This is a genomic window from Pseudomonas fjordensis (assembly GCF_976987115.1).
Window position 1 is genome coordinate 1,767,677 of sequence record NZ_OZ336860.1, and the last position, 17,391, is coordinate 1,785,067.

Here is a 17,391-nt window from a genome sequence, read left to right on the forward strand (position 1 = left end):
ATGCGTTTTGCCGTTCTCGGCAGCGGTAGCCAAGGGAACGGTACGCTGGTCGCCCATGATGACACGTACGTGCTGGTCGATTGTGGTTTCTCCCTGCGGGAAACCGAGCGGCGCCTGTTGCGCCTGGGGGTTCACCCCACGCAACTGAGCGCGATTCTGGTAACCCACGAGCATGCCGACCATGTGCATGGCGTGGGTTTGCTGTCTCGGCGCTACAATTTACCGGTGTACTTGAGTCGCGGCACGTTGCGCGGGATGCGCAAACCCATTGAGCCTGCTGGCTTCCTGGCCGGTGGTGAGCAACTGCAAATTGGCGCCCTGAGCATCAATGTTGTTGCGGTTGCTCACGATGCCCAGGAGCCGACGCAATATGTATTCAGTGACGGTGAGCGGCGCTTCGGTGTGCTCACCGACCTGGGTTCCTATTGCGCCAAGGTGCTGGAGGGTTACCGGGACCTCGATGCCTTGATGATCGAGTCCAACCACTGCCGAGACCTGCTGGCACGCGGTCATTACCCCTACTTTCTCAAGCAACGGGTGGGCGGCGAGCTGGGACATTTGAACAACCACCAGGCCGCATACCTGGTGTACGAGTTGGGCTGGCAAGACCTGCAACACCTGGTCCTGGCTCACCTCAGCAGCAAGAACAACCTGCCGACGCTTGCCCGGCAATGTTTTGTCGACACTCTAGGGTGCGACCCGGACTGGCTGCAACTGGCCGATCAAGATTCAGGGCTCGACTGGCGACACATCGCCTAGCCCACCTTACTCAAAGCGGAGCCCATCATGGAAAAACGTGAAGAACTCTACCGCGGCAAAGCCAAGTCGGTGTACAAGACCGACGACGCCAACCGCCTGATCCTGCTGTTTCGCAACGACACCTCGGCGTTCGACGGCAAGCGCATCGAACAGCTTGACCGCAAAGGTATGGTGAACAACAAGTTCAACGCCTTCATCATGCAGAAACTCGAAGCGGCCGGTATCCCGACCCAATTCGACAAACTGCTGGGCGACAACGAATGCCTGGTCAAGAAGCTCGACATGATCCCGGTCGAGTGCGTCGTGCGTAACTACGCCGCCGGCAGCCTGGTCAAGCGTTTGGGCGTGGAAGAGGGCCTCAAGCTCAACCCTTACACCTTCGAACTGTTCCTGAAGGACGACGCCAAGGGCGACCCGTTCATCAACGAATCCCACGTCGTGGCGTTCGGCTGGGGCACCGCTGAGCAACTGGCGCGCATGAAGGAGTTGTCCCTCAAGGTCAACGACGTGCTGAGCAAGTTGTTCGACGACGCCGGCCTGTTGCTGGTGGACTTCAAACTCGAATTCGGCGTATTCCACGACGGTTCCATCGTCCTGGGCGACGAATTCAGCCCGGACGGCTGCCGCCTGTGGGACAAAGACACCAAGAAGAAGATGGACAAAGACCGCTTCCGCCAAGGCCTCGGTGACGTGATCGAAGCCTACGAAGAAGTCGCCAAGCGGCTCGGCGTACCGCTGTAATCGACGCAAGCATCTGATAGCACGGAAAAAATTCGCTTCGGCGCTTTGCATCCATCAATCATGCTGTTATGATGCGCGCCGTTGGAGAGATGCCAGAGTGGCCGAATGGGACGGATTCGAAATCCGTTGTACCTTCACCGGTACCTAGGGTTCGAATCCCTATCTCTCCGCCATTACATAGAAAAAGCCCCGTAGCTGAATAAGCTGCGGGGCTTTTTCGTTTCAAGCCGTTATTAACGGCTGCTTCAGGGATTTATTGTAGTCCTGCCTAGCGCTGTTCAAGGCGCTCAGACGCTTTGCGATAAGCCTGATCACGCTCACGTTTATCAACGGCGACCACGAACACTGTAATTTCTTGATCGATCACTTGATACACCAGCCTGTACCCGCTGCTACGCAGTTTGATCTTGTAGCAGTCAGGCAGGCTATGTAGGCGATTAGCTTCAATACGTGGGTTGTTCAGGATTTCGACCAGCTTCTTTTTGAGTTGCTGACGGAGGGTGTCACCGAGCTTTTGCCATTCCTTCAATGCACGCGCATCAAAATCAAGGCTATAGGTCATCCAAAGAAACCCTCACTCGTTGAGGCGACGCAAGGCGCTCACGTACCGTCGCCATCAAGGCTTCATCCTCTTCAGTCATCAGCACAGGCTTAAATGGCAACTGGCCGCGCTCGGCAACATATTGCAACGCCTGGCGTATCAGTTCGGAAGGGGTGACACCGAGTTTCTCCAGCTCCAAGTAGGCGCGAGTTTTCAGGTCGTCATCGATACGGATGTTGATAGATGCCAAGGGATAGCTCCTTATGTAATGACGTTGGTCATTACATTGGGGCAATCGGGTTTCATTGGCAAGTCTGTCTAGACATACGGCAATCGCTCTCATCTGTTGATCCTACTTTTTGGCCTTCGGCTTCGCCGGGCGCTTTTTATCGGATTCTTTCACCGTTTCCCTTGGTCTTTTCTTCGCCTCTTGCTCTGTTACGTATTCACCTGTGACCGCATCGCGATATCTTGTTGGCATGTAAGCACCCTTGACAGTATGCCGCCCCGGCGGCGACCTTTTTCAGGCTAGCTCAGAGGCTTATGCGCACAAGGTTTCCTATGGGCATTCTGGTTACCAAGCTTTTCCGAAACAGGTGCTTACGTTATGCGGGTTCGGCTGTTTTCGAGCAGGGTTGCGTTGGCTGGGGTAGGGCGCTAACCTTCCGCCGTCGCCCTCATGGCGACCGGTTTTGACAGGCCGAATAACGTGCGATCTCTGTGCATCCCCAAACTGGTTCCAGGCGTCTGTCTGTGCCCATTTGTTATGGCGGCTGTGCGTGGGGCATCTTCGGGTGCGCCGGGTTTCCACGTTTCCGGTCTGTCAACCCGCGTACAGCTGCCACCCAATCCTGTTTGACAGCGGGGGAGTGGTAGCTTCTTTTCATAACGTGGAGTTACATCATGAAGAACAGCACCGCTGATTTTAACGAAGGGCATGCGCGCAAACTTTTTTGCGTAGCCGATGACGTCGGCACCGAAGAAGCCCTCACAAACGCCACCGAAATCCTGTCATCTGCCCTGCAAACCGCCTACCAATGCGCCGAAGATCCAGTCAGCACGCAGTCTCCGGTGATCATGGCCCTGGCTCAATTGATTGAGAACGCGCAAGCCCTGGTGGACGCTGTCCTTGAACGTGATTTCCCCACGGCCAAATAAATACCTGCTTCTGAAACGAAAAAAGCCTGCCGAACTCAACGCTCAGCAGGCTTTTTTGCGGTTAAAACCCGGTCAGGCAGGCTGCGCCACCAAGCTGTTGCTCACCTTGCGGCCCAACACCAGTACGGTCGCAAACCCCAACCCCACCAACACAGTGGCCAGGCTCAACAACACCGCGCTGCCCATTTGGTCGACGATCCGTCCACCAAAGAACGAGCCCAGGGCAATGATCACCTGAAACAGCGCCACGAACAGCGGCATGCCTCGCTCCACATCCTTGGGCGCCACCACGAACATCCAGATGCTGGCGCAGGCCGGGAAGGCGCCAAAGGCAAAGCCCCAGAGTGCGATCAGCACCACGGCGCCTGTCATACCGGTGGCGAAGTAGGGGAACAGGGCGGTGCTGGTACCGATCATCAGCGCCACCAGCAGCAGCGTGTTGCGTACGCTGCGGTTGGCGGCGAAGCCGGCGAACACATTGCCCAGCACGCCTGCCACGCCATACAGCAACAACAATGAGCCAATCGTCGGCCCGTCGAAGCCGGAACTGTGTTTAAAGAACGGCGCGACATAAGTGTACGCAGCAAAGTGCGCCAGGCCGATCAGCAATACGGCAATCAACCCGACCCGCGCTTGTGGGTTGATAAACAGGGCTGGCAGGTCACGAACCTCAATGGCCTTTTCCGGTTTGAGGCGCGGCAGCAGGAAGACTTGCGCCAGCAGCACTGGCACACCCACCAGCGCGGTGACCAGAAAGGTCATGCGCCAGCCCATCAGGCCGCTGAGCCAGGTGCCTACGGGTACGCCGAGTACGGTGGCCAGGGTCACACCCATCATGATGATCGACGTGGCTTTTGCGACGCCGACGCCCTTGGGCGCCAGCCTGCCGCTGAGGGCGATGGCCGTGGCCCAGAAGCCGCCGATGCTGATGCCGAGCAATACACGCCCGAACAGCAGCAGGCTGAAATCGGTGGCAAAGGCCACCACCCCGTTGGCGAGGATCATGACCAGCGTCAGGCCGATCAGCAGATAGCGGCGGTCCATGGCGCCAATGCCGACCGACAGTAACGGCGCGGCGAGGGCCGCCATGATGCCGGGCAGGGTGACCATCAGGCCCGCGTGGCCAGCACTGATGCCCAAGTCGCTGGCGACGTCGTTGAGCACGCCCACCGGCAGAAACTCGCTGGTCACCAGGGCAAAGGCACCCACGGCGACCGAAAGAATCGCCAGCCACTGCTGTTTGACGCTTTGTTGGTTATGTTCGGGAAGGCCGCTAGGGGCCTGGCTCGCGCTTGGCATGGTGTGGGGTTCCAAGGTGAAAGTCGCCTGAAGTCAGACGCAGGAGAGGGAAGCTGGGGGCGATTATAGGAATCAGTGCTGGCAATCGAGCAGGCGCTCGTTTCGATAGTAATCATCAGAGCTATCGATGTGAGGTTTTTGACGAGTCCTCACTCTGCATAAAAAATGAAAAAGCCCGAAGTTGATTCAGCTTCGAGCTTTCCGGTTATGACGATGTTTTAGCTGCCGCCGTGGAATCTATTTTAGCTAGCCAGCGCATTCAGTACATGTACTGGGTCATTATGGATAGCTTTCAACAACGCCTTCGCCGGCCCAGTAGGTTCGCGACGACCCTGCTCCCAGTTGCGCAACGTACCGAGCTGAACGTCAATCAACGCTGCGAATTTAGCCTGGGTCAGCCCTGTCGCCTTCCGGATCTCTTTGACTCGCATTGAGTCAACATGGAATTCACGCGAGGGCTCCCGTTCTCCGTGCAGGATCTCGTTCATCTCTTGAACGCTTTCCATCAATTCATCAAAAAATCTGCTCATAGCTATCTCCAGTGCTCAATCGCAGCCTTCAGTGACTTGCGCTCGTCGGCGCTCAAGTCCTGCTGTTCATTTTTGGGATAGATCATCAGTAAATAATCTGTGATGCCGAGACGAAGTGGTAACAATTTTTGTTGCACTAGAATACGGCCAATTATGTTCTGGCCAACCGCCCCAAAAGACACTCAATAAACACCCCCTCCGCCCGACTCATCTTCTGCTCCCGATTCCACAGCACGTGAATATCCACATCCGCAATGCCCTCATCCGGCGGCAGCCGCCAGAGCAGCCCGTTCTGCACATCTTCGGCCACCACATGCACCGGCAGGCATCCCAGGCCATACCCGGCAATTACCAGGCGCCGCACTTCTTCCAGGCTGGATGACGACGCCACGATCCGCCCGCCGAACCCTTGCTGATCGCGAAAAATCGTCAGCGGCGAGAGCATCCCGCCGATCTGGTCGCTGGTAAAACTCACGAAGTTTTCCGACTGCAAGTCCCCTTCGACCAAGCCTGTGCGCCCGAACAAGGGGTGGTGTTTCCCACAAAAAAACGCATAGCGCTGACGTAGAAACAGATGCTGTTCCAGGCGCGGCTGTGGCCGGCGGTTGAGGCTCAGCCCCAGTGTTGCGGTTTTTTCCAGCAGGGCGGCGACGATGTCGGAGCTGCGCATCACTTCGACCTCCAGGTCTACCCGTGGGTGCTCGCGATGAAAGCCTGCGAGAAAGTCATCGAAAGTGTCGGAATTAATCCGGCTGATCATCAGCAAGCGCACTTTGCCGATCACTTCATCACCCGGCTTTTGCAGGGCATTGCTCATCTGCGAGACCTGGCCGTACATCTCGCCGGCAATGGCGAAGATCTGCTCACCGGCCTCGGTAAGCACGAAGCGCGGGCCACGGCGCAGGATGAGTTGGCAATCGAGCTGTTCTTCCAGGCGCTTGAGCGCCTGGCTGATGGCCGGCTGCGTGAGGTGCAGGCGGGCGGCGGCTCGGCTGATGCTCAGTTCCTGGCCGATCACGCGGAAGGTGCGCAGCAGGTTCCAGTCCAGGCGGTCATTGAGCAGGGGGTGAATATTGCGACGGGATTCGGGCATGGGGTCGCTCGATAATAAGCAGTTTTTATAATCAAGATAATAAATAGAAAATTGACTAATCATAGCCCCGGGCCGAAAAATCGGGCTTAACAAGCGCCAACAGAGCGCCTCGGTTTGTCCTTCTCCTGCCAAAAAAATAACCAAAGGAGCCAGCCCCATGAAGCCTTCCGCTTCGCCGCAGCCTCGCCGTGCCGCGGCCGCCGCCTTTATCGGCACCATGATCGAGTGGTACGACTTTTACATCTATGCCACCGCCGCCGCGCTGGTGTTCGGTCAATTGTTCTTCCCCTCTGACGATAAATTGTTCAGCACCATGGCCGCATTCGGCACCTTCGCCGTGGGCTTTTTCGCGCGACCTTTGGGTGGCGTGGTGTTCGGCCATATCGGCGACCGCATCGGGCGCAAGAAGTCCCTGGTGATCACCCTCGTAATGATGGGCGTGGTGACGGTGTGCATCGGCCTGTTGCCGACCTATGCGCAGATCGGCGCTGCGGCCCCGGTGTTGCTGATTTTGCTGCGCGTGGTGCAGGGCATCGCGGTCGGCGGCGAGTGGGGTGGGGCGGTGTTGATGGCCGGGGAACATGCGCCAAAGGGGCGCCGTAACTTCTTTGCATCCTTTGCGCAGTTGGGTAGCCCGGCCGGTTTGATCCTTTCCTTGCTGGCGTTCAGCGCCGTCACCCGTCTGCCGGAAGAAGACCTGCTCAGCTGGGGCTGGCGCCTGCCGTTCCTGGCCAGTGCCTTGCTGTTGGTGGTCGGCCTGGCGATTCGCCTGGGTGTGAACGAGTCGCCGGAGTTCCTCGAAGACAAAGCCCTGGCGGAAAAAGCCCGCGCCATCAAGAAAGACCAAGCCCCTGTGCTGGAAGTGCTGAAGACGGCTTGGCGCCCACTGTTGCTGTGCATTGGCGCCAACACGTTGGGGATTGCCGGCGTGTATTTCACCAACACCTTCATGATTGCCTACAGCACTCAGCAATTGGACCTGCCGCGATCGCTGATCCTGGAGTGTCTGTTCTTCGTGGCCATTATCCAGTTCTGCGTCCAGCCATTGGCCGCCTGGGTGGCAGAGAAGGTCGGCGCTACGCGGTTCCTGTGCGCCATGTGCGTACTGGCAATGGCTTCGCCGTATCCGATGTTCGTCTTGGTCAGCAGCGGCCAGGCGCCCTTGATCATCCTCGGCATTGCCTTGGCGGTGGTGTGCATGGCGTCGTTCTACGCCGTGATCGCAGGTTATGTCAGCGGCCTGTTTGAAACCCGTGTGCGCTACACCGCGATCTCGCTGGCCTATCAGGTTTGCGGCGCTTTGGCCGGTGGCTTGACGCCGCTGATCGGCACCTGGCTGGCCCATCAATACCTGGGCCAATGGTGGCCGATGGCGGTGTTCTACAGCGTGATCGCAGGGGTGTCGTTGGTGTGTGTACTCGCTTTGTCCCGCCGTCACGCCACGGCTCATCGCCTGGAAATGGCACACAGTTAAGGGAGTCAGCAATGTTGAAGATTAATGGCGAGCGCCTGTGGCATAGCCTGATGGCCATGGCCGAGATCGGCGCGACGGCACGCGGTGGCAGCTGCCGTCTGGCATTGAGCGCTGAAGACAAGGCCGGTCGGGAGCTGTTCAGTCACTGGTGTAAAGCCGCTGGCCTGACGTTGAGCGTGGACGCTATCGGCAACCTGTTCGCTCGCCGCGCGGGTACCGACAATGACGCCGCCCCGGTGATGATGGGCAGCCACCTGGATACCCAGCCCGAAGGCGGGCGCTTCGATGGCGTGTACGGCGTATTGGCTGGCCTGGAGGTGATCCGCAGCCTCGACGACCACGGCATCCAGACGCGCAAGCCGTTGGAAATTGCGGTGTGGACCAACGAGGAGGGCGCCCGTTTCACCCCGGCGATGCTGGGCTCGGCGGTATTCACCGGCACGCTCGCCCTGGACAAGGCACTGGCCACCGCCGATGTCGACGGTATCAGCGTGGCCGAGGCGTTGCGCACCACCGGCTACAACGGCGAGCGCCCGTTGGGCGGCGCAGTGGATGCGTATTTCGAAGCGCATATCGAGCAAGGCCCGATCCTGGAGGACAACGCCAACAGCATCGGCGTAGTCACCGGTGGTCAAGCGATTCGCTGGCTCGATGTGCGGGTCGAAGGCATGGCCGCGCACGCCGGCACCACGCCGATGCCGTTGCGTAAAGATGCGCTGTACGGCGCGGCGAAAATGATCCAGGCCCTGGAAAACCTTGCCGCCGATTTTGCCCCACAGGGGCTCACCACTGTGGGTGAACTGAGCATTGCCAAGTCGTCGCGCAACACCATTCCCGGCTTGCTCAATTTTACCGTCGACCTGCGCCATCACCACGACGCCGACATCGACGCCATGGAGCAGCAAGTGCGTGCACGCCTGCAGGCAATCGCGGACAACCGTGGCCTGAGCGTCACCATCACCCCGCACTGGATCAGCCCGGCCACGCCGTTTGACGCCGAGTGCGTGGCCTGCGTGCAGGCTGCGGTCGACGGCTTGGGCTACAGCCAGCAGACCATCGTTAGCGGCGCCGGCCATGATGCGATTCACCTGGCGCGCTATTGCCCCACCGCGATGATCTTCATCCCCTGCGTTGGCGGCCTCAGCCACAACGAAGCCGAAGATGTCTTGCCCGACGATGTGCGCCAGGGCACCGACGTGCTGCTCAACGCCGTGTTGAAACGCGCCGGGCGCGTTCATTTCTAAAGGCCGACGCCGTACCCCTGTGGGAGCAGGCAAGCCAGCTCCCACAGGTGCCGTGTTTACTCAGGAGCAACTCATGAAGACGTTTTTCCACCCCGAACAACTCCTGCATCATCCACGCAGCTACTACTCTCGCGGCCAGATGCGCACGCCCCAGGAGGTTCCCGAGCGTGCGCGCAACCTGCTGCTGGCTGCGCAAACCCTGGGCTTCGATATCCAGCAACCCACCGATTACGGCATGGACCCGTTGCTCGCCGTGCACGGCGGCGCCTACCTGGCTTTTCTTCAAGAAGCTCACCAGCGCTGGAAAGAGATCCCCGAAGACTGGGGCGACGAAGTCATGTCCAACATCTTCGTACGTGAACCCAATGCTTTGCGCGGCATCCTGGCCCAGGCGGCACGCTACCTGGCCGATGGCAGTTGCCCCATCGGTGAGTTGACCTGGCGCTCGGCCTATTGGTCAGCCCAAAGCGCCGTCGCCGCAGCGGGTGACATCCTCGATGGCGCACCTGCCGCCTACGCCTTGTGCCGGCCCCCGGGCCATCACGCCCGCTTCGACGCGGCCGGTGGCTTCTGTTACATCAACAATGCGGCCGTGGCTGCGCAAGCGCTGCGCCAAGGTTTCCAGCGTGTCGTCGTGCTCGATACCGATATGCATCACGGCCAAGGCATCCAGGAAATTTTCTACGACCGCGACGACGTGCTGTATGTGTCGATTCACGGCGACCCGACCAACTTCTATCCGGGCGTGGCAGGCTTTGCCGAGGAAAAAGGCTACGGCGCCGGCGAAGGGTACAACCTCAACCTGCCTATGCCCCATGGTGCCAGCGAAGCGGTGTTCTTCGAAAAGCTGGAGCAGGCTCTGGCAGCGGTGAAGAACTTCTCGGCGGATGTGCTGGTGTTGTCATTGGGCTTTGATATCTACGAGCTGGACCCCCAAAGCAAAGTCGCGGTGACGCGCGAAGGCTTTGCGCGGTTGGGGCAGTACATTCGAGGGCTGGGGTTGCCGTGCCTGATCGTGCAGGAGGGTGGTTATCACCTGGAGACGCTGGACAGTAACGCTCAGGCGTTTTTCAGTACGCCAGCGGCTTGGGAGAAGCGATCAGGCGATTAAGTGCTAAAAGCCTGTTGATCAGTTTTCAGCAGGCTTTTCATACATTGATGGGCGCTCGTTCGGCGGCTGATAACCCGCTGATATGTATGACTCCATATGTGTAACAGGATTATCTCGGCAGACCCTCTCGGCACACATGGCGCCCCACCGGTTCCCATACGATAATGCTCGCCACCTCGACCACTTTGGCCTGCCTCCCGTGATCATCAACTTCGACCTCAACGACCTCCAAGCCTTCCGCGCCGTGGTGGACAAGGGCAGTTTTCGTGGCGCTGCCGAGGCCATCCGTATCTCGCAACCGGCCCTCAGCCGGCGTATCGAAAAGCTCGAATCGGCGCTGGATGTAAAGCTGTTCGAACGCACTACGCGGCGGGTCAGCCTGACCATGGTCGGGCGTGCGTTTTTGCCCCAGGTCGAGCGCATGCTGGATGATCTCGACATCGCGCTGATGGGTATCAGCAACGTTGCCTCGACGCGCATGGGTAATGTCACCATCGCCTGCGTGCCGTCTACCGCGTACTACTTCATGCCCCACGTGATCTCCGAATTCCACAAGCTGTACCCGAAGATTCGCCTGCGGGTGCTGGATGCCAGTGCCGGCGAGGTGAGCAATGCGGTGGCCAGCGGCGAGGCGGACTTTGGCGTGAGTTTCAGCGGCAGCCTGGCCGATGAGGTGGAATTCGAGTTGCTGTTGCAGGAGCGCTACGTGCTGGCCTGTCGGCGTGATCACCCTCTGGCTGGGCGTGACAGCGTGAGCTGGACCGAGGCCTATGAGCATGACTACATCGAGGTGGACAAGACGTCGGGCAACCGCTTCCTGCTCGACCAGGCCCTGCGTGGGGTGCGGGTGAAAAAGCCGAGTATCTGCGAGACGCACCACGTGACCACGATGATCGGGCTGGTGGAGGCGGGGTTGGGCGTAGCGATGGTGCCGTCGATTGCGATGCCGGCGCACACTCACCCGATTCTGGTCAGTGTGCCGCTGGTGGAGCCTCATGTGCTGCGCAATGTGGGCTTGATCAAGCGCCGCGGGCGGACGTTGCCACCGGCGGCGCTGGAGCTGGAGCGTTTGGTGCGGGAGATGCCGTTCCGGTCAGCGTGACACCGAGTCCAGGCCGGTGGATTGCACCTCCGGTTGGGCCTCGGGTGATGCCATGAACTGCAACAGCGCCTTGGCCCGCTCCGGGTGTTCGGCGTTCACCGGAATACCGGCGGCAAACCGGGTAACGGACTGCACGTCTTCCGGGATCTTACCTACAAATGTCACGCCCTTGACCGGCAACAACTCCGCCACTTGCTGCAAGCCGACTTCGTAATCGCCCTTGGCTACCTGCTCGCCCACCGGTACGCGTTCGATCATGGTGCCTTTGGCCGGCATGCCGAGTTTCTTGAACAATTGCTTCTCGACGTACACGCCGCTGGCGCTATCGGAATAGGCCACCGACTTGGCTTTGCTCAGCACAGCCTTGAGCTCGGCATCGGTATTGATCGCAGGTTTGGCCGCACCTTCCTTCACCACCAGGCCGATCCGCGAGTCCGCCAATTCCACGCGGGAGGCGGGGTCGACTTTGCCTTGTTTGATCAGTTCATCCAGGGCATAGCCGACCATGATCACCACATCGGCGTGTTCACCACGGGCCAGGCGGTTGGGAATCGCTTCCGGCGCCTTGCCCATGGACGGGCCAAGGATGGTGTCGAGGGTGTCCCCGCTTTGCTCGGCGTATTGCGGGCCGAGCAATTTATACGCGGCGGTGAAGCCGCCCGAGGTCATGACCTTGAGTTGCTCAGCCTGGGCGGCCAGCGCCAGGGTGCCGAGGACGACAGCGGTGAGGGTCTTGAACAGCGGCTTCATTGCGCGGCCTCCTGCATGACTTGACCACGGGTGTTGGCGCGGCGATACAACGCCAGGGTCGAACACAAGGCACACAGCGCGGCGAAGATCATCCAGTACGCAGGTGAAGCCTTGTCTTCGGTGATGTGAATGAACCAGGTGGAAATCGCTGGCGTGAAGCCACCGAACACGGCTGTCGCCAGGCTGTAAGCCAGGGAGAAACCCGCCACGCGCACTTCCACCGGCATGATTTCGGTGAGCGCCGGGATCATCGCGCCGTTGTACATGCCATACAGGAACGAGAACCACAGCAGGGTCTCCAGCATGTGCGCAAAGCTGGGCGCGTTGACCACGTAGGACAGCGCTGGATAAGCCGTAAGGACAGTCAGCACCGTCATGGCGATCAGCACCGGTTTACGGCCGAAGCGGTCGCTTAACGTGCCGCCGATCGGCAGCCAGAAGAAGTTCGAGATCGCGACCAGCAAGGTCACCAGCAAGGCGTCCGAGGTGCTCAGGTGCAACACGGTTTTGCCGAAGGTCGGTGCGTACACGGTGATCAGGTAGAACGCGGTGGTGGTCATGGCCACCATCAGCATGCCGCCGATGACGACGGTCCAGTTCTTCACCAGGGTCGCCATCACTTCACGCATGGTTGGGCGATGCTTGCGCTTGGCGAACTCTTCGGTTTCCTGCAGGTTGCGACGCAACACAAAGATAAACGGAATGATCACGCAACCGACCGCAAACGGAATCCGCCAGCCCCAATCGGCCACCACCGCAGGTTCCATCCACATGTTCAGGCCATAACCCAGGGCCGCGGCGACGACGATGGAGATCTGTTGGCTACCCGACTGCCAGCTGGTGTAGAAGCCTTTACGGCCTGGCGTGGCCATTTCGGACAGGTACACCGACACGCCACCCAGTTCCGCGCCGGCCGAGAAGCCTTGCAGCAGGCGCCCCAACAGCACCAGCAATGGCGCCCATAGGCCGATGGTCTGATAACTCGGCACCAGCACGATCAGCAGCGTACCGCTGGCCATGATCGACAAGGTCACGATCAAGCCTTTGCGGCGGCCCACGTCATCGATGTAGGCACCCAGGATAATCGCGCCCAATGGCCGCATCAGGAAGCCCGCGCCGAACACGGCGAAGGTCATCATTAATGACGCAAACTCATTAGCGGCCGGGAAGAACGCGGCAGCGATATAGGTGGCGTAGAAACCGAACAGGAAGAAGTCGAACTGTTCGAGGAAATTGCCCGAAGTCACGCGCAATACCGCGCCTACTTTCGAGGGGGCAGCCGCAGGCCGGGAAGGGGTCGTCATGGTTTTGTGTCTCCAGCGTTCTTTTTAAAGTGCTTGTTTCGCTTAAGACTTGGGATAGTGGCTGACACATTTAGAAATGATAAGTGACAAATTTGGATTGATTGATGTGTGTTAGCTATCAATCTGAGCCGGCTTCAAAACGGCCTGCCGTGTTCTATGCTTGAACCTGGGTCCAATTCTTATCGGCGGAGATCGCTATGGGGAACGAACAGCAGCACAACAAGCCGGAGCGTGAAGAACCCCGGCAGCCGCGCGAAGACGAAAAGCCGCAAACCTGGAAGCATCCGGACGACGGCACCGAGCTTTCCGAACGTGACCAGGAGCGCCCGCTGAAGCCCTGAGCATCAGGTAAAACGCGGTCTAATTGTGGGAGCGGGCTTGCTCGCGAAGGCGGCGTGTCAGTCAACGGAGTCGTCGGCTGAACCATTGCATTCGCGAGCAAGCCCGCTCCCACATGTTTTTACCGTGCACATAGACGCAGCCCCGCAGCCTTCCTAAACTGCCGCTTGTCTTGGGGAAAGGGGCAGGCGCCGATGAATCGCAATGAATTACGCAAGGCCGACATCAACCTGATGGTGGTCTTCGAAGCACTGATGCTCGAGCGCAATGTGACGCGGGTGGCGGAGAAGCTGTTTCTCGGCCAACCGACCATCAGCTCGGCTCTCAACCGCCTGCGTACCCTGTTCAACGACCCGCTGTTTATTCGTGTCGGCCATCGCATGGAGCCTACGGCGCGCGCCGAGGAGATCATCCAGCACCTGTCGCCGGCTTTGGACTCGCTGTCTTCGGCCCTGAGCCTGACCCATGATTTCGACCCGTCCATCAGCACCATGACTTTCCGCATCGGCCTGTCCGATGACGTGGAGTTCGGCCTGCTGCCACCCTTGCTGCGCGCCTTGCGCCAGGAGGCGCCGCAGGTGGTGTTTGTGGTGCAGCATGTGGACTATTGGCGCATTCCCGACCTGCTGGCTTCCGGCGATATTACCGTCGGCATCACCCAGACCCGCGGGCTGCCGGCCAATGCCAAGCGCAAGCTGTTGCGGCACATCCGCCCGTGCCTGCTGCGCGCCGATGCTTCGGACACACCGCTGACCCTCGACGAATATTGCGCACGGCCCCACGTGTTGGTGTCCCACACCGCCAACGTGGCCGGGTTTGCCGATGAGTGGCTGGCAGAGGTGGGCCGCAAACGCCATGTAGTGCTCTCGGTGCCGCAATACAGTTCGTTGCCGGCCTTGCTTGCCGGTACCGACATGATCGCCAGCCTGCCGGATTACACCGCCCAGGCCATGGCCGCCAGCGGGAACCTGTTCTGCGAGCCATTCCCGTTCGAAACCCCGACCCTGGATTTGTCGATGGTGTGGCTCAGCCATGTCGACACCGACCCGGCGGAACGCTGGATGCGCTCGCGGTTGGAGGCATTCATGAGTGATAGAGGGCTGGTGGCCAAGGCTTGAGGTGTTTTTCCGTGGTATATAGCTAGGCATCTTCCTACAAAAAACTCGGAGAAAAGCATGCCTCACCTGCACTTGGAACACACCGCCAACCTGACGCAACTGGACACCGACAAGGCCCTGTTGCGCCTTAATCATGCGTTGGTGGCCTCCGGTCAGTTCGGCGCCGAGTTCGACATCAAGAGCCGTGCGGTGACGGTCGAGCGTTTTCGGGTCGGCACTGGCCTGGGGGAGCGCGGTTTTGTCGCGGTGCGTTTGGCGTTATTGAGCGGGCGTTCGCCGCAGGTCAAGAAACAACTGTCAGAAAGCCTGCTGGCGGTGCTCCAGGACCTGGGCCCATGGCCCGAAGGTGTTCAGGTACAACTGAGTGTCGAGCTGCTGGATATTGATCGCGATTCCTACAGCAAAATCGCCATCGGCTGACTCCCACCACCCCTGTAGGAGCGAGCTTGCTCGCGAAGATCGCTAACGATAACGCGGGGTGCCTGATTCACAGCGGCGCACTCTGGTTCTTCGCGAGCAAGCTCGCTCCTACAAGAGGCCTTGGTCCGCGCATACCTTCACCACTTGTTCCCGAAACCAGGTATTGGCGCTGTCCTGCCCACTGGTTTCGTTCCACTGCATATCCAGGGTGAAACCCGGCAAACCATTGGGGGCTTCGCAAACGCCGAATGCCGGCGCTGGCGCCAGCAATTTTTGCACGCGGCGGGGCAGGGTGACGATGAAATCGGTGCCGGCAATCATCTTCAATGCCGCGCTGTAGCTGTTGGCCCGCGCGATCACCTGGCGCTTGCGGGCCTGGCGGGCGAGCCAGCCGTCGATCATGTTGGTGTCGGAGGTCCAAGGCGTTGGGAATACGTGGCGCCGCTCAACGAAGGATTGCAGGCTGAACGCCGGTTCCCTGGGTGCAGAGCGTTGGTCGCACACGCAGACCAAGTCGTCCTCCAACAGCATCTGGGTCTTGAAGTCTTTGTGGGCGCGGTGAAAGTGCGGGCCGAAGCAGATCACCAGGTCCAGGCGACCTTCACGCAGGTCGTCGGCGGGGATCTCGGTTTCCAGCTTCTGCACGTTGACGATCACCGGCAGGTCGGCATGGTCGAAGCGCTTGAGCAGGCGCGGCAGGATCAACTGTTCGAAATATTCTGGCGCGCACACATTGAAGGTCACCGCCTGTTGGGTTGGGTCGAACGCCTGGCCACCGGCATGGCACAGGTTGATGCTTTGCAGAATTTTCTGCACATGCTCGTACATGGTGGTGGCCTTGTACGTAGGACGCATGCCTGCACGGGTATTGATAAACAGCTCATCTTCAAAGCTGGTGCGCAGCTTCTTGAGGCTATAGCTCACGGTGGACTGGCTGACGAACAGCGTTTCGGACACCTCGGTAACGCTGCTCTGGTCGTAGACGGCGATAAACACCATCAAATCCTGCATATCGAGCTTTCTGAGCAAGTTACTGTTTAGCATCGGTTTCGTCCGTAAACCCTTTGTACCGAACTCAGTACAAGACTGAGCAAAATGTTAACGGAACGCTCGTACCAATAGAAAGCTCTGTAGGACGCTTCAATGTTTTGTGTGGGACAAAAAGTGTTTGCAATACGACGTCAGCGGATATGCCGTGCGTAATGCGCCGGGTTGAAACGCATGACGATCAGCAGCATCAGCCCGCTCACGGCCATCAATGACCACCAGGCCCATTCGAAGCTGCCCAACCGGTCGCGGATCATGCCGGCGATCAGCGGCGACAGGCCGGCAATCAGATAACCGATGCCCTGCACGAACGCGGTAAGGCCACCGGCGCGGCGTGGGTTGTCGAGGTGGTCCAGGGACAGGATCAGGCTCATCGGGAACAGACCGCCAATGCCCAGGCCGAGCAGGCAGGGCCACAACAGGCTCCAGTGTTGCGGGCTGAGAATGAGGCCGCAGAAGCCCAGGATGATCAGCACCAGCAGCACCGCCACCACGCCGCGTTTATCCTGGCGGCGGTTGGCGATGGCGGGGGTGACCAGGCCGGAGATCACTTCCATGGCGGTCAAGAAGCCCAGCAGCAAGCCGGCATTCTGTTCACTCCAACCCTGCTCGACGTAGTACGGTGCCAGCCACGCCAGTACACAGGTGTAGGACGCGGTGCCGAGGCCAAAAAAGATCGCCAGCAACCAGGCGCGGCGGTTGCTGAAAAATGCCTCCTGGGGGCCTGAGCCGGCCTGAGGCAAGGGCGGCAGGGCCGAACGCTGGGCATACCAGAACACCAGGGCCAGCAACGCCAGCACTGCCCAGATTGCCAGGCCGATACGCCAACTACCGGTGTGGGCTTGCATCCACGGCGAGAACGAAGCAGCCAGCGCCGCGCCGCCCATGATCGCGGTGACATACAGGCCCATGAACAACGAGACGTTGGCGCTGAAGCGCGACTTGATCAGCGCCGGCATCAATGCCTGGATCAGCGCAATGCCGACACCCGCGGCAATGGCACTCACGATCAGTTCCAGTGCCGAATCCAGGAACAGCCGCGACACAGTCGCCAGCCCAATCACCAGCAGCGACAGCACAATGCTGCGATGCTCGCCCACGCGCTTGGCCAGCCCCATGCCAAAGAACATCGCCAGGCCCATGGTCATGACCGGCAACATGGTCAGTAAGGCGGCGCTGCTGAAACTTAGTGGCACATCCGCGCGAATCGACGCCAGTAGCGGCCCCACGGCTGCCATCGAGGGGCGCAAGTTGAGGGCGATGAGCACCACGCTGATCATCAGCCATACGGCGGTGGTAGATTTTGCCTGAACGTTTTCCATGGGCTTGCCTTGAATGAACAAGGGCGAATCAGGCCATGC

19 protein-coding genes, 1 tRNA gene and 1 pseudogene are annotated in these 17,391 nt (G+C 59.6%); 11 read left to right on the forward strand and 10 right to left on the reverse strand.

What is annotated here, in order from left to right:
* The 3 genes from ACWHXD_RS08110 to ACWHXD_RS08120 all read left to right on the forward strand — a co-directional run bounded on the left by ACWHXD_RS08110 (position 1) and on the right by ACWHXD_RS08120 (position 1,673).
* Complete coding sequence (locus tag ACWHXD_RS08110) at positions 1-759, forward strand: MBL fold metallo-hydrolase (protein WP_003189469.1); 759 nt, start codon at positions 1-3, stop codon at positions 757-759.
* Positions 760-786: 27 nt separating this feature from the next.
* Positions 787-1,500 (forward strand): phosphoribosylaminoimidazolesuccinocarboxamide synthase, encoded by a 714-nt coding sequence (purC, locus tag ACWHXD_RS08115; protein ID WP_027604309.1) that lies wholly within the window; start codon positions 787-789, stop codon positions 1,498-1,500.
* Between the two features lie 83 nt (positions 1,501-1,583).
* A tRNA-Ser gene (locus ACWHXD_RS08120) sits at positions 1,584-1,673 on the forward strand.
* A 95-nt stretch (positions 1,674-1,768) separates the two neighbouring features.
* On the opposite strand, the gene ACWHXD_RS08125 is transcribed toward ACWHXD_RS08120, so the two are convergent.
* Both ACWHXD_RS08125 and ACWHXD_RS08130 read right to left on the reverse strand, forming a co-directional pair.
* Complete coding sequence (locus tag ACWHXD_RS08125) at positions 1,769-2,062, reverse strand: type II toxin-antitoxin system RelE family toxin (protein WP_032892910.1); 294 nt, start codon at positions 2,060-2,062, stop codon at positions 1,769-1,771.
* Entirely contained in the window at positions 2,052-2,291 is a 240-nt protein-coding gene (locus ACWHXD_RS08130) for a type II toxin-antitoxin system RelB/DinJ family antitoxin (RefSeq protein WP_020301039.1), read from the reverse strand. The genes ACWHXD_RS08125 and ACWHXD_RS08130 overlap by 11 nt, the downstream gene beginning before the upstream one ends.
* 653 nt (positions 2,292-2,944) lie before the next feature.
* Here ACWHXD_RS08130 and ACWHXD_RS08135 point away from each other — a divergent pair.
* Complete coding sequence (locus ACWHXD_RS08135) at positions 2,945-3,199, forward strand: DUF6124 family protein (protein ID WP_138762199.1); 255 nt, start codon at positions 2,945-2,947, stop codon at positions 3,197-3,199.
* Between the two features lie 72 nt (positions 3,200-3,271).
* On the opposite strand, the gene ACWHXD_RS08140 is transcribed toward ACWHXD_RS08135, so the two are convergent.
* From ACWHXD_RS08140 to ACWHXD_RS08155, 4 genes and pseudogenes are all read right to left on the reverse strand, one after another.
* Positions 3,272-4,498, reverse strand: a complete 1,227-nt coding sequence (locus ACWHXD_RS08140) for an MFS transporter (RefSeq protein WP_138762198.1) — start codon at positions 4,496-4,498, stop codon at positions 3,272-3,274.
* A 242-nt stretch (positions 4,499-4,740) separates the two neighbouring features.
* Positions 4,741-5,028: a NadS family protein gene (gene nadS, locus ACWHXD_RS08145; RefSeq protein WP_032892906.1), complete on the reverse strand. Its 288-nt coding sequence runs from the start codon at positions 5,026-5,028 to the stop codon at positions 4,741-4,743.
* Between the two features lie 2 nt (positions 5,029-5,030).
* Positions 5,031-5,149, reverse strand: a pseudogene (locus tag ACWHXD_RS08150) (type II toxin-antitoxin system RelE/ParE family toxin); the annotation flags it as partial.
* 30 nt (positions 5,150-5,179) lie between these two features.
* Positions 5,180-6,121, reverse strand: coding sequence for a LysR family transcriptional regulator (locus ACWHXD_RS08155; protein ID WP_032892905.1), 942 nt, complete (start codon positions 6,119-6,121; stop codon positions 5,180-5,182).
* A 157-nt stretch (positions 6,122-6,278) separates the two neighbouring features.
* On the opposite strand from ACWHXD_RS08155, the gene ACWHXD_RS08160 reads away from it, so the two are divergent.
* From ACWHXD_RS08160 to ACWHXD_RS08175, 4 genes are all read left to right on the forward strand, one after another.
* Positions 6,279-7,595, forward strand: coding sequence for an MFS transporter (locus tag ACWHXD_RS08160; protein WP_032892903.1), 1,317 nt, complete (start codon positions 6,279-6,281; stop codon positions 7,593-7,595).
* 11 nt (positions 7,596-7,606) lie between these two features.
* A complete protein-coding gene (locus ACWHXD_RS08165; protein WP_138762197.1) occupies positions 7,607-8,839 on the forward strand; it encodes a Zn-dependent hydrolase in 1,233 nt (410 codons plus the stop codon).
* 73 nt (positions 8,840-8,912) lie between these two features.
* Positions 8,913-9,950, forward strand: a complete 1,038-nt coding sequence (locus tag ACWHXD_RS08170; RefSeq protein WP_138762196.1) for a histone deacetylase family protein — start codon at positions 8,913-8,915, stop codon at positions 9,948-9,950.
* Between the two features lie 199 nt (positions 9,951-10,149).
* Positions 10,150-11,052 carry a LysR family transcriptional regulator gene (locus ACWHXD_RS08175; RefSeq protein ID WP_032897556.1) on the forward strand — a complete coding sequence of 301 codons (903 nt, stop codon included), beginning with the start codon at positions 10,150-10,152 and terminating at the stop codon, positions 11,050-11,052.
* Here ACWHXD_RS08175 and ACWHXD_RS08180 read toward each other — a convergent pair.
* Positions 11,044-11,802, reverse strand: coding sequence for a substrate-binding domain-containing protein (locus ACWHXD_RS08180; RefSeq protein WP_138762195.1), 759 nt, complete (start codon positions 11,800-11,802; stop codon positions 11,044-11,046). The two genes, ACWHXD_RS08175 and ACWHXD_RS08180, sit on opposite strands and share 9 nt — an antisense overlap.
* On the reverse strand, positions 11,799-13,106 hold the full coding sequence (locus ACWHXD_RS08185; protein WP_032892897.1) for an MFS transporter: 1,308 nt from the start codon (positions 13,104-13,106) through the stop codon (positions 11,799-11,801). The genes ACWHXD_RS08180 and ACWHXD_RS08185 overlap by 4 nt, the downstream gene beginning before the upstream one ends.
* Before the next feature lie 197 nt (positions 13,107-13,303).
* Here ACWHXD_RS08185 and ACWHXD_RS08190 point away from each other — a divergent pair, with 197 nt between their 5' ends.
* The 3 genes from ACWHXD_RS08190 to ACWHXD_RS08200 all read left to right on the forward strand — a co-directional run bounded on the left by ACWHXD_RS08190 (position 13,304) and on the right by ACWHXD_RS08200 (position 14,983).
* Positions 13,304-13,447 carry a hypothetical protein gene (locus ACWHXD_RS08190; protein ID WP_003189552.1) on the forward strand — a complete coding sequence of 48 codons (144 nt, stop codon included), beginning with the start codon at positions 13,304-13,306 and terminating at the stop codon, positions 13,445-13,447.
* A gap of 192 nt (positions 13,448-13,639) precedes the next feature.
* Complete coding sequence (locus ACWHXD_RS08195) at positions 13,640-14,563, forward strand: LysR substrate-binding domain-containing protein (protein WP_014717462.1); 924 nt, start codon at positions 13,640-13,642, stop codon at positions 14,561-14,563.
* Positions 14,564-14,620: 57 nt separating this feature from the next.
* Positions 14,621-14,983, forward strand: coding sequence for a 5-carboxymethyl-2-hydroxymuconate Delta-isomerase (locus tag ACWHXD_RS08200; protein ID WP_069558512.1), 363 nt, complete (start codon positions 14,621-14,623; stop codon positions 14,981-14,983).
* A gap of 108 nt (positions 14,984-15,091) precedes the next feature.
* Here ACWHXD_RS08200 and ACWHXD_RS08205 read toward each other — a convergent pair whose 3' ends face one another.
* A complete protein-coding gene (locus ACWHXD_RS08205; RefSeq protein WP_032892894.1) occupies positions 15,092-16,027 on the reverse strand; it encodes a LysR family transcriptional regulator in 936 nt (311 codons plus the stop codon).
* A gap of 137 nt (positions 16,028-16,164) precedes the next feature.
* Positions 16,165-17,352 carry a cyanate transporter gene (locus ACWHXD_RS08210; RefSeq protein ID WP_138762194.1) on the reverse strand — a complete coding sequence of 396 codons (1,188 nt, stop codon included), beginning with the start codon at positions 17,350-17,352 and terminating at the stop codon, positions 16,165-16,167.
* Between the last annotated feature and the right edge of the window lie 39 nt (positions 17,353-17,391).